This window comes from Microbacterium sp. Leaf436, from assembly GCF_001424715.1.
Lineage (GTDB): Bacteria > Actinomycetota > Actinomycetes > Actinomycetales > Microbacteriaceae > Microbacterium.
In genome coordinates, this window is the sequence record NZ_LMRB01000001.1 from 770,981 (window position 1) to 785,369 (window position 14,389).

Here is a 14,389-nt window from a genome sequence, read left to right on the forward strand (position 1 = left end):
CGGGGGCGCTCGGCGGCAGACCGGCCGCCCGGAAACGAACGGGCCGCCGTGACCGGAACCGGGCCAGCGATCCCGCCCGGGTGGTCTCAGGCCGTGTCGGTTTTCCCTGCTTCGTGGACCCGAGTCTCGTTGGGACGCCGACGAGAGCCGCCGGCACCGAGCGCGAGCGTCGACGCAAGGCCCAGGGTGAGGAAGCCCGCGGCGGTGAACGCGGCCGCCCGGGTGCCGTCGCTGAAGGCGGCGCGCGCGTCGGCGGCGGCGCCCTGGGTCTGGGGCGACTGGGCGAGACCGGCGATCGCGGCGCCCGCGCTGTCGACCACCTGCGCCACGATCTGATCGCGCTGATCGGCGGGGAGTCCCCGCTGATCGAGCGACGAGGCGAGCACCCCGGCCGTCGTCGAGAACAGCACCGTGCCGAGGATCGCGACGCCCAGAGCGGCACCCAACTGCCGCGAGGTCGACTGCGTGCCCGACGCCTGTCCGCTGGCTGCGGGCGGGACCTCGGCGAGGACGACCCCGGTGAGCTGGGCGGTGGCCAGGCCGACCCCGAGTCCGTAGACGAACAGCAGCGGGATGAGCGGTCCCCACGTGGCATCCGGACCGATCGTGAGGGCGACGCCGGCGACGCCGACGATCTCGGCCAGCAGACCGGCGCGCACGACCCAGACCGGGGCGACCCGGCCGCTGAGCGCTCCGGCGACACCGCTCGCGACGAACGAGCCCACGGCCAGCGACAGCAGCAGCAGGCCGGTCTGCAGGGCGTCGAAGCCGACGACGAACTGCAGCCAGAGCGGGAGCGCCAGGATGATGCCGAACTCGCCCAGCGAGACCACGGCGGCGGCGATGTTGCCGTTGCGGAACGACGAGATGCGGAAGAGGGCGAACGCGAGCAGCGTGGATCGTCCCTGCCGCTGTCGGTGCAGGCCCCAGGCGATGAAGGCGGCGAGGGCGACGAGCGCGAGGGCGAAGGCGAGGGGAACGGGCGACAGGGCGAACGGCCAGGTCCACCCGCCGACCTGCGGAACGGCGTCGACCGTCCACCAGCCGTAGGTGCGCCCCTCGATCAGGCCGAAGACCAGGGGAGCCATGGTCAGCACCGACAGCAGGGCACCGACGCCGTCGATGCGCTCGGCGCGATCGCTGCGCGATTCGGCGACGGTGAGCAGCACGCCGATGACGATGATCACCCCGAGCGGGATGTTGATGCCGAACGCCCACCGCCACGAGAACGCGGTGGTCAGCCAGCCGCCGAGCAGGGGGCCGACGGCCGCCATTCCCCCGATGGTCGAGCCCCACACGGCGAAGGCGATGCCGCGCTCCCGCCCGCGGAAGGTGGCGTTGATGAGCGACAGGGTGGTGGGCAGGATCATCGCCCCGCCGATCCCCTGCACGAGGCGCGCGGCGATGAGCAGCTCGCCCGTGGGGGCGAACGAGGCGGCGATCGAGGCCGCGGCGAAGACGACGACGCCGACGAGCATCAGTCGGCGTCGCCCGAACCGGTCGGCGAGGCTGCCGAACACGAGCAGGAGCGAGGCGAACACGAGGGTGTAGGCCTCTTGCACCCACTGCACCTCGGTCGACGAGATCCCCAGGTCCTCGACGATCGAGGGCACCGCGACGTTGACGATCGTCGAGTCGACGATGATCAGCGAGACGGCGATGCTGATGAAGACGAGCCCCGCCCAGCGGCGCCCGGTGCGGTTCCCGACGGTGTCCATGCGACGAGTATATCGCTAGCTTTTCTAGCTATCTAGCCCGTTTCTTGCGCACGACCCATCGCGCCGGGTGCCGCCCGGTGCCGTGGCTCCGGTGTTGTCACCCCGCGGCATGACTCGGCCGCCGTAACCCAGCCGCCGTAACCCAGCCGCCGTAACCCAGCCGCCGTGACTCAGCCGCCGTGGCGCGGGCGCGACGTCAGGCGCGGCGTGCGATCCGCCGGCGGAAGCGGCAGCGGCGTCGTGCCGGCCACCTCGTCGCTGAAGTCCTCGGGCTCGGGCGTGATGGTGTGCAGGGGCTGCGTCTCGTCCAGCGTGAGGCGGAAGCGCTTGGTTTCGTGCCGGTGCACGCGCCCCGAGGCGAGCGTCCAGACGACGCCGATGCCGCACGCGATCAGCGCAACGGCGGCGGCCAGGGCGATGGCCACGCGCGGGCCGTACTCGCTCGCGATCGCACCGACGATCGGGGCGCCCACCGGCGTGCCGCCGAGCAGGATCGCCATGTACAGCGCCAGCACGCGTCCGCGCAGCGCCGGATCGGTGGTCGTCTGCACGTAGCCGTTGGCCGTGGTCAGGGTGGTCACGACGGCGAAGCCGGTGAACACGAGCGTGGCGGCGTACGCGCCGTAGCTGGGGGCGAAGACCGAGAGGGTGGATGCCACGGCGAAGCCGCCGGCGCCCAGGATCACCACGCGCATCCGCGCGCGGTCGCGGCGGGCGGCCAGCAGCGCTCCGGCGAGGGAGCCGATGGCCACGAACGAGCTCAGCAACCCGAAGCCGTCGGCCCCGCGACCGAACTCCAGCGCCATGGTCGAGGCGAAGATCGGGAAGTTCATGCCGAACGCACCGAGCAGGAAGACCATGACGAACGTGACGATCAGGTCGGGGCGGCGCGCGACGTAGCGGAAGCCGTCGGCCAGACGCGCGGGTCCGCCACGGCGGTGGTGCACCACGAGCTCGTGCGGGCGCATGAGCAGCAGCGCGGCGATCATCGCGAGGAACGTCACCGCGTTGACGAGGAACACCCATCCCGTGCCGACGACGACGATCATCACGCCGGCCACCGCGGGGCCGATGAGGCGTGCGGTGTTGAACGACGCGGCGTTGAGGGCCACCGCGTTCGAGGCGTTCTCCTGCGCGACGAGGTCGGACACGAACGCCTGGCGCGCGGGGTTGTCGAACGCGGTGACGACGCCGAGCGCCAGGGCGAAGCCGTACATCATCGGCAGGGTCATCAGGCCCGTGAGCAGCAGTGTCCCCAGCGCGAGGGCGAGCAGCAGCAGCGACGCCTGCGTGCACATGATGAGCTTGCGGCGGTCGAACCGGTCAGCCACCCAGCCGGTCACACCCACCAGCAGCAGGGGCGGGGCGAACTGGAGCGCCATGGTGACGCCCATCGCGGCGGCGTCGTTGTCGGTCAGCTGCGTGAGCACGACCCAGTTCTGCGCCGTCGCCTGCATCCACGCGCCGACGTTGGAGACGAGGGCGCCGAAGAACCAGACGCGGTAGTTGAAGATCGACAGGGACCGGAACATCGACGTGCTCATCTCTCGGCCACCTTTCTCATGATCTCCGCGGCCTGGGCCAGCGTGCGACGGTCGTCGGGCGAGAGCCCCGCCAGGGCTTCTTCGAGCCAGGCGTCTCGGCGGCGTACGGTCTCGTCGACGACGGTGCGTCCGTCGTCGGTGAGGTCGATCGTGACCTTGCGTCGGTCGACCTCGTCGGGGGTGCGGGTCACGTACCCGGCCTCTTCGAGCAGGGACACCGTTCGATTCATCGACGGGGCGGTGACGCGCTCGCGGTCGGCGAGTTGGCCGAGGGTGTGCGCGCCGTGCACGGTGAGGGCGGCGAGCACGGCGAACTGCCCGTCGCTCATGGTGTCGACGGCCCGCTGTGCCCGCAGGCGCCGGGCGAGCCGGAACGTCGCCATGCGCAGTTGCGATGCCGCGGCGCTGAGATCGTGCGAGGGCTCAGCGCCGCGGGCAGAAGTCAGGTCGTGAAGGGGGGATTCGTCGACGCTGTCATTCATGTTCGTGATCGTTAGTCTAGCTCATTAGTCTTGCTAACGGTATGGCGGTCGCGTCACCCGGCCCGCCGGGAGCGTGCTCCGGCCCACCGATGGCGGGCGGACTCGGCCGGCCGATCACCCTCACCCCGCCCCTAGACTCACCCCATGCCGGAGTTCGTCGACGCGTACGGGATCACGATCGTCTACGACGTGCACGTCGCCGAGACGCCGCGGGCGATCGTGCAGCTGCTGCACGGCGTCGGAGAGCACGCCGGTCGGTACGGCGCCCTGATCGAGGCCCTCGTCGCCGACGGGTACACCGTCTACGCCGACGACCACCGCGGGCACGGGCGCACCGGACTGCGCCAGTGGGACGGCGATCACCGCAAGCTCGGCCGGCTGGGGCCCGGCGGTCTCGGCGCCGCCCGCGACGCGGTGTGGACGCTGAGCCAGCGCATCCGCGAAGAGAACCCCGACCTGCCCCTGGTGCTGCTCGGGCATTCGTGGGGGTCGTTCCTTGCGCAGATGCTGGTGGATCGGCATCCGGATGCCTACGACGCGGTCGTGCTGAGCGGCTCGGCCCTGCGGTGGCCGGGGGCGCTGAACGCCGGCGACCTCAACGCTCCATGGAAGCATCAGCGCGGGTCGGGCATGGAGTGGCTCTCGAGCGACGAGCAGGTGGGGCGCGACTTCGTCGCCGACCCGCTGACCACCTCGAAGCCCCTGCTCGCGCTCTTCGGCCCGATCGAGGCCGCGAAGCTGTTCGGCCGCCCGCGTCGGGATCTCGGCGTCGACCTTGCGCTGCTGCTCCTGGTGGGTCGAGACGACACCGTCGGCGGCCCGCGGAGCGTGCACCTGCTGGCCGACGCCTACCGCGATCGATCGGGACTCACCGACATCACGACGCTGGTCTACCCGGGCGCGCGCCACGAGATCTTCGCCGAGATCGATCAGGCGCACGTGCGCGCCGATCTGCTCGCCTGGCTCGACGCGCGCCTCCCCGCTCGCGCCTGACCTGGCGTGCGTGATCGGATGCCGAGATCACACGGCGTCGGCGAGATCACCCGTCGTGTCGTGGTGTCTCGACGACGGTGCGTGATCTCGCGCGGCGGGAAGGGGCCCGGGAACGACGGTGGGGCCGGACGCCCCCCGCGCCCGGCCCCACGCCCCCCTGCTCCCGAATGCCCCCTCGGGTCTCAGCGCCGGCTGAACGCCGCGTCGAATGCCTCACCCGACGGTTCGTACGACGACAGTCGTCGCACGAATCCGAGCGCTTCGGGTGCGCCGACGAGCCGGTCCATGCCGGCGTCCTCCCACTCGACCGACAGTGGTCCGTCGTAGCCGATCGCGTTCAGCATGCGGAACGCGTCTTCCCACGGCACGTCGCCGTGACCGGTCGAGATGAAGTCCCACCCGCGCCGCGGATCGGCCCACGGCAGGTGCGACGACAGCCGGCCGTTCCGGCCGTTGGTCAGACGCTTCTTCGTGTCCTTGCAGTGCACGTGGATGATCTTGTCCTGGAAGTCCCACAGGAACGCCACCGGGTCGATGTCCTGCCACACCATGTGCGAGGGGTCCCAGTTCAGCCCGAATGCCTCGCGGTGGCCGATGGCCTCGAGCGCCCGCTTCGTCGTCCAGTAGTCGTAGGCGATCTCGGACGGGTGCACCTCGTGGGCGAAGCGCACGCCCACCTCGTCGAACACGTCGAGGATGGGGTTCCACCGGTCGGCGAAGTCCCGGTACCCGGCCTCGACCATCTCCTCGGTGGCCGGCGGGAACATCGCGACGTACTTCCAGATGCTCGACCCGGTGAAGCCGGTGACGGTCTTCACCCCCAGCTTGGATGCCAGGCGCGCGGTGTTCTTCAGCTCCTCGGCGGCGCGCTGACGCACGCCCTCGGGGTCGCCGTCGCCCCAGACGCGGTCCGACACGATGTCGCGGTGGCGCTGGTCGATGGGGTCGTCGCACACGACCTGGCCCTTGAGGTGGTTCGAGATCGTCCACACCTTCAGGCCGTTGCGCTCGAGCACGTCGAGCTTGCCCTGGACGTACTCTTCGTCGTCCCAGCGCCACGGGTCGAGGTGATCGCCCCAGCAGGCGATCTCGAGGCCGTCGTACCCCCACTCGCCGGCGAGGCGGGCCACCTCCTCGAAGGGCAGATCGGCCCACTGGCCGGTGAAGAGCGTGATCGGTCGCGTCATCGCGTCAGTCCTCTCGTCGATTCAGGATGCCGCGAACGCGCGGCTGTCGGAGGCGGGGGCGCTCGCCCGGTCCACGCCGGTCCAGACGCCGTCGGCGCCGGAGCTCTGCGCGACGGCGTCGAGCACCCGCTGCACGTGCAGGCCGTCGGCGAAGGAGGGGCGGGGATCGCGGCCGGCGGCGACGGCTTCGACGAAGTCCTTCGCCTGGTGCGTGAACCCGTGCTCGTACCCGAGCATGTGACCGGTCGGCCACCACGCCCCCATATAGGGGTGCTCGGGTTCGGTGACGAGGATGCGGCGGAAGCCCTGTTCGGAGGCCGGCAGGGTGGCGTCGTAGAACTGCAGCTCGTTGGGGCTCTCGAGGTCGAACGAGAGCGCGCCGTCGCTGCCCGAGATCTCGACGCGCAGGGCGTTCTTGCGGCCGAGGCGGAAGCGCGACGCCTCGAACGAGGCGAGGGCGCCGTTCTCGAGACGCCCGGTGAACAGGGCGAGGTCGTCGACGGTGACAGGTCCGCGGTCCGCGCCCGCGGTGCCCGACAGTCCTGACGACGCGGCGAGCACCGGGCGCTCAGAGACGATCGTCTCGAGGACTCCCGCCACGCGGGTGAGGTGCTGACCGGTGATGTACTCGGTGAGGTCGACGGCATGGGCGCCGATGTCGCCCAGGGAGCCGGAGCCGGCCCGGTCCTTCTGCAGGCGCCAGGTGAGCGGCGCGTCGGCGTCGCTGAGCCAGTCCTGCAGGTACTCGGCCCGCACCTGGCGGATCGCGCCCAAGCGACCCGCGGCGACGAGGTCGCGCGCGAAGGTGGTGGCCGGCAGGCGTCGGTAGGTGAACCCCACCATCGAACGGATGCCGCGGGTGGCGGCGTCGTCGGCGGCCGCGGCCATGCGGCGGGCTTCGTCGACGGTGTTGGCGAGGGGCTTCTCGCACAGGACGTGCTTTCCGGCAGCCAGGGCGGCGAGGGCGATCTCGGCGTGGGAATCGCCCGGGGTGACGATGTCGACGATGTCGATGTCGGGGCGTTCGACGATCTCGCGCCAGTCGGTGGAGCTCTCGTTCCAGCCCCAGGTGTCGGCGGCATCCCGGGTGCGTGCGGCGTCGCGACCGACGAGCACGCTCATCTCGGGGGCGAGGGGGAGGTCGAAGAAGCGGGGGGCCACGCGCCACCCTTGGGAGTGCGCGGCACCCATGAATCCGGCGCCGATCATGGCGATGCGGAGGGGCGAGGTCATGATCGCGGCCTTTCGATGGGGGAAGGGGAGGGGGCGCCCGCGTCGGTCGCAGACGCCCCCGTGGTGGTTCGATCGATCAGGACTCGAACGACAGGTCGATGTACGAGTCCACGTTGTCCTTCGTCACCACCGGTGCGTCGAGCACGATGCGGTTGGGGACGCTCGGCGTGATCAGGTCGCCGGCGGTCTTGCCCTGCGCGATCAGGCGGGCCAGGGCGATGCCGTCGGCCGCCTGGGTCGAGGGGTAGATCACCGTCGCCTGCAGCGGGGTGTCCCCGGCCTGGATGGCCTCCATGGCGTTGCGGCTTCCCGCGCCGCCGACCATGAAGAACTCGTCGCGACCGGCCGCCGTGATGGCGGCGAGGACGCCGATGCCCTGGTCGTCGTCGTGGTTCCAGATGGCGTCGATCTTCGGGTTGGCCGACAGCAGCTGCGAGGTCGAGGCCTCGCCACCGGCCACCGTGAAGTCGGCCGCGACGCGCGGGCCGACGTCGAGACCGCAGTCCGCCAGGGCGTCCTTGAACCCGGCCGAGCGGTCCTGCGTGAGCGGCAGCGAGTCGATGCCGGCGATCTCGGCGACGACGGCGTCGCTCTGGCCGCTCAGCTGCTCGCAGATGTAGGTGCCGGCGCTGACGCCCATGCCGTAGTTGTCGCCGAGCACGGTCGAGCGGGCGGCGAAGGGGCTCGAGAACTCCCGGTCGACGTTGACGACAGGGATGCCGGCCTCCATCGCGCGGGTGGCGACCTCGGTGAGGGCGGCTCCGTCGCTCGGCAGCAGCACGATGGCATCCACCTTGTTGTTGATGAAGGTCTCGACCGCGGCGATCTGCGCGTTCACGTCGTTGGTGCCCTCGGCGACCTGCAGGTCGACGTCGGGGAAGCTCTCGGCGGCGGCGAGCGCACCGGAGTTGATGGCGCCGAGCCAGCCGTGGTCGGCGGCGGGGCCCGAGAAGCCGATGGTGACGGTGTCGCCGCTGGCGGCGTTCTCTTCGGTGGTGGTGCCCTGGTCGACGACGTTCTGGTTGTCGCCGCTCGAACCGGTGCAGCCGGCCAGCAGCCCGATGGCCGCGACGAAGGCGGTTCCCGTCAGGATGAGGCGGGAGCGCGAAGTCAGCTGTGAGCGCATGTCTTTCCTCCTTGAATGTGATGCGGCAGGTGCCAATGCGGCCCCGATCCGAGGAGGAGTCCACTTTGACGGGGCTCACGCTAGCAGAATGGTTCTTCCAATAGTCAACTTTTGTTCGAGACTCGTCAAAAGCGAAATGCGAGGGCCAAGCGCCGCAATATCGGGGCCATACGGTTCATCACCCCGGCGGATGCGCTGCCGTCGGCGCGGATGGAACGCCTCTCGCGTCCGGCGCGTGACCGTGTTATGTTCGCCGCGTGATCAAAGTTGACCATGAACAGTCATTACTCGTCGCCCGGGGCGTGACCAAGTCGTTCGGGGGCGTCCAGGCCCTGCGCGGCGTCGATCTCGACATCGTCCCCGGCGAGGTGCACTGCGTGCTGGGGCAGAACGGCGCCGGCAAGTCGACGCTGATCAAGACGCTCGCCGGCGTGCACCGTCCCGACGGGGGAGAACTCGTGTGGCGAGGCGAGACCGTCGAGATCGCCGACCCCGACGCGGCCATCGAGTTGGGCATCGCCACGATGTACCAGGAACTCGACGTCGTCGACGGGCTCACCATCGCCGAGAACGTCTTCCTCGGGCACGAGCTCTCGCGCGGCGGTTTCACCCATCGCTCCGAGGCCGCCCGGCGCACCACAGAACTGCTGAGGCGCCTGGGGCACGCGAACCTGTCGCCGCACACCGAGGTGGGAAGTCTCAGCGCCGCGAACAAGCAGATCGTGAGCATGGCGCGGGCGCTGTCGCACGACATCCGGCTCATCATCATGGACGAGCCCTCGGCCGTCCTCGACACCGAAGAGGTGAAGAACCTGTTCGCGGTCGTGCGCGAGCTCACCGCGGAGGGCATCGCCGTGGTCTACATCACGCACCGGCTCGAGGAGATCCGCGAGATCGGCGACCGCATCACGGTCCTGAAGGACGGACGCACGACGGCCGTGGGTCTCGCGGCCGCCGACACCCCCACCGCCGAACTCATCCGCCTGATGACGGGCCGCGACATCGCCAACGTCTTCCCGGAGCGGGCGCCGATCGAACCCGACGCCCCCGTCGTGCTGGACGTCCAGGGGCTCGCTCTGGCCGGGGTCTTCTCCGACGTGTCGTTCTCGGTGCGCGCGGGCGAGGTCGTGGGCCTCGCCGGCCTCGTGGGCTCGGGGCGCTCCGAGATCCTCGAGACGGTCTACGGGGCGCGCAAGTCCTCGGCCGGACGCGTGGCCGTGCGCGACGCGGTACTGCCCCGTGGATCGGTGCGCGCCGCGGTCGGTGCGGGCATGGGCCTGTCCCCCGAGGAGCGCAAGAGCCAGGGGCTCGTGCTCGACGAGCCGATCTTCGTCAACATCGCGCTCGCGTCGATGAAGCGGTTCGCGAAGGGCGGCTTCCTCGACGACCGCTCCGCCCGCCGCGTGGCACGCGAGCAGATCGACGCCTTCGAACTGCGTCCCGCCGACCCCGATCGCCCCGCCCGCACCCTGTCGGGCGGCAACCAGCAGAAGATCCTGCTCGCGCGGTGGCTCGTGCACGGCACGACCGTGCTGCTGCTCGACGAGCCCACGCGCGGTGTCGACGTCGGTGCCCGCGCCGAGATCTACACCCTCATCCGCGATCTCGCCGCCGCCGGCAACGCGGTCGTCATCGTCTCGAGCGAGATCGAGGAGGTGCTCGGCCTCGCCGACACCGTGCTCGTCGTCGCCGACGGTCGGATCCTCGACACCCTCCCCTCCCACCAGATCGACGAGCACGGCGTGCTCGACCTCGTCATGAAAGGATCCGCCGCGTGAGCGAGCCGACCACCCCGACCCGTGCACGCACGGTCCCCGCCGAAGCGGGACTCTCCCCGTCGGCCACCTCGACCCCGGCCTGGCGGCGCGTCCTGTCCGGTTCCGCCGGGCGCAACATCGGACTCGTCATCGCGCTGCTGGTGATGTTCGTCGTCGGAGCGATCACCGCGCCGGGCACGTTCCTCACCGTCGACAACGTCTTCGTGATCCTGCGTCAGGCCTCGATCACCGGGGTGATCGCGGTGGCGATGACCCTCGTGATCATCGCCGGGGGCATCGACCTCTCGGTCGGCTCGGTGACCGGGCTGGCCTCGGTGGTCGGCACCCTCGCCGTCGTGCAGGACCTCGCCGACTCGATGCACTGGATCGTCTTCGTGCTCTTCGCGCTCGCGGTGGGCGCGGTGGCGGGCCTCATCAACGGCATCGTCATCGCCTACGGGAACGTGGTCGCCTTCATGGCCACCCTGGCCATGCTCGTCGGCGCCCGCGGGTTGGCCGAGATCCTCGCCGAGCGGCGCACCCTCGTGGTGCAGGACCGCGGGTTCATCACCTTCATGAACGCCGACATCCTCGGGGTGAACATGCTCATCTGGATCTTCGCGATCGTCGCCGTGCTCGGGTGGGTGCTGCTCAACCGCACGACGTTCGGGCGTCGCACCGTCGCCATCGGCGGCAACCGCGAGGCCGCGCGACTGGCCGGCATCGACGTGCGGCGTCACGTCATGTGGCTCTACGTGCTCGTCGGGCTCGCGTCGGGCATCGCCGGCGTCATGTTCCTGGGCCGGACGACCGCGGGCAGCTCGACCAACGGGCAGCTGCTCGAACTCGACGTCATCGCGGCGGTCGTGGTCGGCGGCACCCTGCTCGTGGGCGGTCGTGGAACGATCACCGGCACGGTGTTCGGGGTGCTGATCTTCGCGACGCTGACCAACGTGTTCATCCAGAACAACCTGTCGTCGTCGGTCCAGGCCGTCGCGAAAGGTGTCATCATCGTCGTCGCGGTCCTTCTGCAGCAGCGCTTCTCCCGCCCGCCGGGCCGGGGCTGAGGCGCGACTCCTGCCGACGGTGACTGCGCTTTCCGTGCAGTCGCCGTCGGCTCGCGGATCGTGTCGATAGCAAGTGATGGTGTACTGAGGGCGTGAAGCGGATGAGCACAGATGCGGTGCAGACGGCCAACGGTGCCGGTCAGCTCTTCCAGTTGCTGCGTGATGGGATCCCGCGCACCCGGGCCGAGTTGGCGAAGACCACGGGTCTCGCGCGATCCACCGTCGCCGTCCGCGTCGACGAGCTCATGCGCATGGGACTGATCACCCCCGTGGCCGATGCCGTGTCGACCGGCGGGCGCCCGCCGTCGCAGTTCGCGATCAACCCGGCCGCCAAGGTCGTCGTCGCCGCCGACCTCGGCGCCTCGCACGCGACCGTCGCGATCGTCGATCTCGCCGGCACCGTGCTCGCCGAGACGAGCGCGTCGCTCGACATCGCCCTCGGGCCCGAGCCCGTGCTGACGTGGCTCGTCGACGGAGCGCGCGAACTGCTCGCCTCGGTGGAACGCACCGTCGACGACGTGGCCGCGATGGGCATCGGCGTTCCCGGGCCCGTCGAGCACTCGACCGGTCAGCCGGTGAACCCGCCGATCATGCCCGGATGGGACCACTTCGACATCCCCGCGTGGATCTTCGAGCACATGCCGGTTCCCGTGCTCGTCGACAACGACGTGAACATCATGGCGCTCGGCGAGCGCGGGCTCGCCTGGCCGGGGGTCGACCACCTCATGTTCGTCAAGATCGCGACCGGTATCGGCACCGGCATCATCTCCGACGGCCGCCTGCAGCGCGGCGCGCAGGGCATCGCCGGCGACATCGGGCACGTGCAGGTCGCGCGCGGCGCCGACATCCCGTGCCAGTGCGGCAATCGCGGATGCCTCGAGGCCCTGGCATCCGGTCCCGCCATCGCCCGCGCTCTGCGCGCACAGGGCATCGAGGCGCACACGGGCTCCGACGTGGTCGACCTCGTCAAGCGCGGCAACATCGACGCGATCCAGGCGGTGCGCCAAGCCGGCCGCGACATCGGCGAGGTGCTCACGACCTGCGTCAGCCTGATGAACCCGTCGGTCATCGCCGTCGGCGGGTCGATGGCGCGCGTGGGCGAGCACCTCATCGCGGGGGTGCGCGAAGTGGTCTACTCGCGTTCGACGCCGCTGGCGACGGAGTACCTCTCGATCGTGCAGTCGGTCGCCGCCGAGCACGCCGGTGTGCGGGGGGCGAGCATGCTGGCCATCGAGCACGCGCTCTCGCCCGAGTCGTTCACCGCCGCGTTCCTTCCCGCCTGAGGCGGGTCCGACAGCGGACGACGGGTGCCGCCGAACTCGTCGAGGGGCTTCCACCGTCGCGCGGCGCCTCAGCCCGCGGCGGCCGTCGCCCGTTCCGCCACCGTGCGCAGTGCACGCAGCACGTGCCGCACCGCGGCGTACGCCAGGGCGTCCGGGCGGGCGAGGACGTCGACGTGTCGCACGAGCTCGAGGTCGGCGAGGGGGCGCAGCACGAGTCCGTCGACGGCGAGGGGGAGCGCTGTCGTGCGGGGGAGCACGGCGATCGCCGCGCCCGTGCGCACCACCTCGGCCGTCACCGAGAACTCGTTGATGCGATGGGCGATGCGCAGCGGCCGACCGACGTGCGCCGCGAGGTGGTCGAGCACCCCGGCGAGCGGGAACCCCGGGTGCACCGACACCCACGTCTCCTCGACCAGGTCGATCGCTCGCAGGCGATCGCGCGCGGCGAGGGGATGCGCCTCGGGCAGTGCGATGTCGAGGGGCTCGGCGAGCAGCGCCGTGGCGATGACGCGGTCGCGCGGCCAGGGCGCATCGTGGGCGAGGCGGTGCGCGATGACGAGGTCGTGGTCGGCGGTGAGGCCCGGGAAGTCGCGGTGCGCGACGTCGGCGTCGGCGAGCTGCAGGGGCGGGGTGCCGTCGAGCTCGCGCAGCAGCGGACCGAACAGGGCCAGCCCCGCACTGTGGAAGGCCGAGACCCGCACCGGGCGATCCGCGGCGTCGAGGAACGCTCCGACCGCCTCGCGCGCGGCCGTGAGCGCCTCATCGACCCGGGTGCCCGCGGCGGCGAGGGCCTCGCCCGCGGGGGTGAGGGTGAGCACGCGCCCCCGGCGCACCGTCAGCGGCACCGGGGCGTGGGCCTGCAGGGTCGCGAGCTGCTGCGACACCGCCGAGGCCGAGATGTGCAGGGCGGCGGCGACCGCGGCCACGCTGCCCCGATCGCGGAGTTCGCGCAGCAGGCGGAGGTGAGCAGCATCCATAAGTCACAACTTACGCGACGGTGAAGACACTGCCCGTTGTTCTTCCGAGTGGGCACGACGACGCTGGAGACATGACCCGCCGCCCCGCCGAGATCGTCGTCGACGTGTTGCTGCTCGCCGTGGCGGCGGTGTGGGGGGCCAGCTTCCTCTCGGCCAAAGCGCTCACCGACGAGGTGGGCGTCGCCCCCGCCGTGGCGCTGCGCTTCGTCGTGGCCGCGGTGGCGCTGGGGGCGATCTGCCTCGTGCGGCGCGAGCGGATGCCGCGGGGTCGGGGCCTCGCCGTCGCCGCCCTGCTCGGCTGCTCGCAGGCGGCGGTCATCGGCCTCGAGACCGCGGGCGTGCACCTCACCTCGGCGACCAACGCGGGCGTGCTCATCAGCCTGGCCCTCGTCTTCACCCCCGTGCTCGAGAGCCTCGCGGCGAGATCGTGGCTGCCGCGGTCGTACTTCGTCGCGGCGGTGGCCGCGGTGGTGGGGGTGGCGCTGCTCGTATCGGGGGGAGGCCTGCGCGCCCCGACGATCGGCGACGCCCTCGTGATCGCGGCCGCCGTCGTGCGGGCGGTGCACGTCACCGCCAGCGCGCGCCTCACCCGCGGACGCTCCGACAGCTCCCTCGCCGTGGTGTTCGTGCAACTCGTCGTGTGCGCCGCGACCTCGTCGGCGGTGGCCGGCGCCGACCTGCCGCCGGCGGTCGGACGGCTCACGGCATCCGGATGGGCCCACGTGCTGTTCCTCGGCCTGATGTGCTCGGTGTTCGCCTTCGTCGTGCAGCTGTGGGCCGTGCGCCGCACCTCGGCGACGCGCGCGAGCATCCTCATGGGCACCGAGCCGGTGTGGGCGCTGGCGGTGGGGGTGGCGATCGGGGGAGAGGCGGTGGGGTTCCCCGGCCTCGCGGGCGCCGCGCTGGTGATCGCCGCGTCGTACGCGGGTCAGGCCATCGAGCGCCGACACCGCCGTGCGCTCGCCGAGCGGGAGCCCCGGGCGATGGACGGCCCCGTGCTCGTCGCGCCGCCGTCGCCGTAG

12 protein-coding genes are annotated in these 14,389 nt (G+C 71.3%); 5 read left to right on the forward strand and 7 right to left on the reverse strand.

Going from position 1 to position 14,389, the window contains the following annotated elements; translation table 11 throughout:
- Window positions 1-86: 86 nt before the first annotated feature.
- The 3 genes from ASG45_RS03640 to ASG45_RS03650 all read right to left on the reverse strand — a co-directional run bounded on the left by ASG45_RS03640 (window position 87) and on the right by ASG45_RS03650 (window position 3,744).
- A complete protein-coding gene (locus tag ASG45_RS03640) occupies window positions 87-1,718 on the reverse strand; it encodes a DHA2 family efflux MFS transporter permease subunit (RefSeq protein WP_055832873.1) in 1,632 nt (543 codons plus the stop codon).
- Between the two features lie 170 nt (window positions 1,719-1,888).
- Window positions 1,889-3,262: an MFS transporter gene (locus ASG45_RS03645; protein WP_055832874.1), complete on the reverse strand. Its 1,374-nt coding sequence runs from the start codon at window positions 3,260-3,262 to the stop codon at window positions 1,889-1,891.
- Window positions 3,259-3,744 carry a MarR family winged helix-turn-helix transcriptional regulator gene (locus ASG45_RS03650; RefSeq protein ID WP_055832875.1) on the reverse strand — a complete coding sequence of 162 codons (486 nt, stop codon included), beginning with the start codon at window positions 3,742-3,744 and terminating at the stop codon, window positions 3,259-3,261. The genes ASG45_RS03645 and ASG45_RS03650 overlap by 4 nt, the downstream gene beginning before the upstream one ends.
- Window positions 3,745-3,888: 144 nt before the next feature.
- On the opposite strand from ASG45_RS03650, the gene ASG45_RS03655 reads away from it, so the two are divergent.
- Window positions 3,889-4,737 carry an alpha/beta fold hydrolase gene (locus ASG45_RS03655; protein WP_055832876.1) on the forward strand — a complete coding sequence of 283 codons (849 nt, stop codon included), beginning with the start codon at window positions 3,889-3,891 and terminating at the stop codon, window positions 4,735-4,737.
- Window positions 4,738-4,919: 182 nt separating this feature from the next.
- Here ASG45_RS03655 and ASG45_RS03660 read toward each other — a convergent pair whose 3' ends face one another.
- The 3 genes from ASG45_RS03660 to ASG45_RS03670 form a co-directional block, all read right to left on the reverse strand.
- Entirely contained in the window at window positions 4,920-5,924 is a 1,005-nt protein-coding gene (locus ASG45_RS03660; protein ID WP_055832877.1) for a sugar phosphate isomerase/epimerase family protein, read from the reverse strand.
- 21 nt (window positions 5,925-5,945) lie between these two features.
- Entirely contained in the window at window positions 5,946-7,157 is a 1,212-nt protein-coding gene (locus tag ASG45_RS03665) for a Gfo/Idh/MocA family protein (protein WP_235561556.1), read from the reverse strand.
- A gap of 76 nt (window positions 7,158-7,233) precedes the next feature.
- Window positions 7,234-8,283, reverse strand: a complete 1,050-nt coding sequence (locus tag ASG45_RS03670) for a substrate-binding domain-containing protein (RefSeq protein ID WP_055832878.1) — start codon at window positions 8,281-8,283, stop codon at window positions 7,234-7,236.
- 302 nt (window positions 8,284-8,585) lie between these two features.
- Between ASG45_RS03670 and ASG45_RS03675 the strand changes: the two genes are divergently transcribed.
- The 3 genes from ASG45_RS03675 to ASG45_RS03685 all read left to right on the forward strand — a co-directional run bounded on the left by ASG45_RS03675 (window position 8,586) and on the right by ASG45_RS03685 (window position 12,390).
- Entirely contained in the window at window positions 8,586-10,061 is a 1,476-nt protein-coding gene (locus ASG45_RS03675; RefSeq protein ID WP_055832879.1) for a sugar ABC transporter ATP-binding protein, read from the forward strand.
- Window positions 10,058-11,107 (forward strand): ABC transporter permease, encoded by a 1,050-nt coding sequence (locus tag ASG45_RS03680; protein WP_055832880.1) that lies wholly within the window; start codon window positions 10,058-10,060, stop codon window positions 11,105-11,107. Before ASG45_RS03675 ends, ASG45_RS03680 begins: the two co-directional genes overlap by 4 nt.
- Before the next feature lie 101 nt (window positions 11,108-11,208).
- A complete protein-coding gene (locus ASG45_RS03685; RefSeq protein ID WP_055832881.1) occupies window positions 11,209-12,390 on the forward strand; it encodes an ROK family transcriptional regulator in 1,182 nt (393 codons plus the stop codon).
- Between the two features lie 68 nt (window positions 12,391-12,458).
- Here ASG45_RS03685 and ASG45_RS03690 read toward each other — a convergent pair whose 3' ends face one another.
- The gene (locus ASG45_RS03690) at window positions 12,459-13,367 is read right to left on the reverse strand and encodes a LysR family transcriptional regulator (RefSeq protein ID WP_055832882.1); all 909 of its coding nucleotides are present in this window, start codon (window positions 13,365-13,367) and stop codon (window positions 12,459-12,461) included.
- A gap of 71 nt (window positions 13,368-13,438) precedes the next feature.
- On the opposite strand from ASG45_RS03690, the gene ASG45_RS03695 reads away from it, so the two are divergent.
- Window positions 13,439-14,389: a DMT family transporter gene (locus tag ASG45_RS03695; protein WP_055832883.1), complete on the forward strand. Its 951-nt coding sequence runs from the start codon at window positions 13,439-13,441 to the stop codon at window positions 14,387-14,389.

Excerpts from the sequence above, each read along its gene's own strand:
- ASG45_RS03645 (WP_055832874.1), bottom strand. The coding sequence starts at position 3,262 with ATGAGCACGTCGATGTTCCGGTCCCTGTCGATCTTCAACTACCGCGTC.
- ASG45_RS03685 (WP_055832881.1), top strand. The coding sequence starts at position 11,209 with ATGAGCACAGATGCGGTGCAGACGGCCAACGGTGCCGGTCAGCTCTTC.
- ASG45_RS03650 (WP_055832875.1), bottom strand. The coding sequence starts at position 3,744 with ATGAATGACAGCGTCGACGAATCCCCCCTTCACGACCTGACTTCTGCC.
- ASG45_RS03665 (WP_235561556.1), bottom strand. The coding sequence starts at position 7,157 with ATGACCTCGCCCCTCCGCATCGCCATGATCGGCGCCGGATTCATGGGT.
- ASG45_RS03670 (WP_055832878.1), bottom strand. The coding sequence starts at position 8,283 with ATGCGCTCACAGCTGACTTCGCGCTCCCGCCTCATCCTGACGGGAACC.
- ASG45_RS03695 (WP_055832883.1), top strand. The coding sequence starts at position 13,439 with ATGACCCGCCGCCCCGCCGAGATCGTCGTCGACGTGTTGCTGCTCGCC.
- ASG45_RS03655 (WP_055832876.1), top strand. The coding sequence starts at position 3,889 with ATGCCGGAGTTCGTCGACGCGTACGGGATCACGATCGTCTACGACGTG.
- ASG45_RS03640 (WP_055832873.1), bottom strand. The coding sequence starts at position 1,718 with ATGGACACCGTCGGGAACCGCACCGGGCGCCGCTGGGCGGGGCTCGTC.
- ASG45_RS03660 (WP_055832877.1), bottom strand. The coding sequence starts at position 5,924 with ATGACGCGACCGATCACGCTCTTCACCGGCCAGTGGGCCGATCTGCCC.
- ASG45_RS03690 (WP_055832882.1), bottom strand. The coding sequence starts at position 13,367 with ATGGATGCTGCTCACCTCCGCCTGCTGCGCGAACTCCGCGATCGGGGC.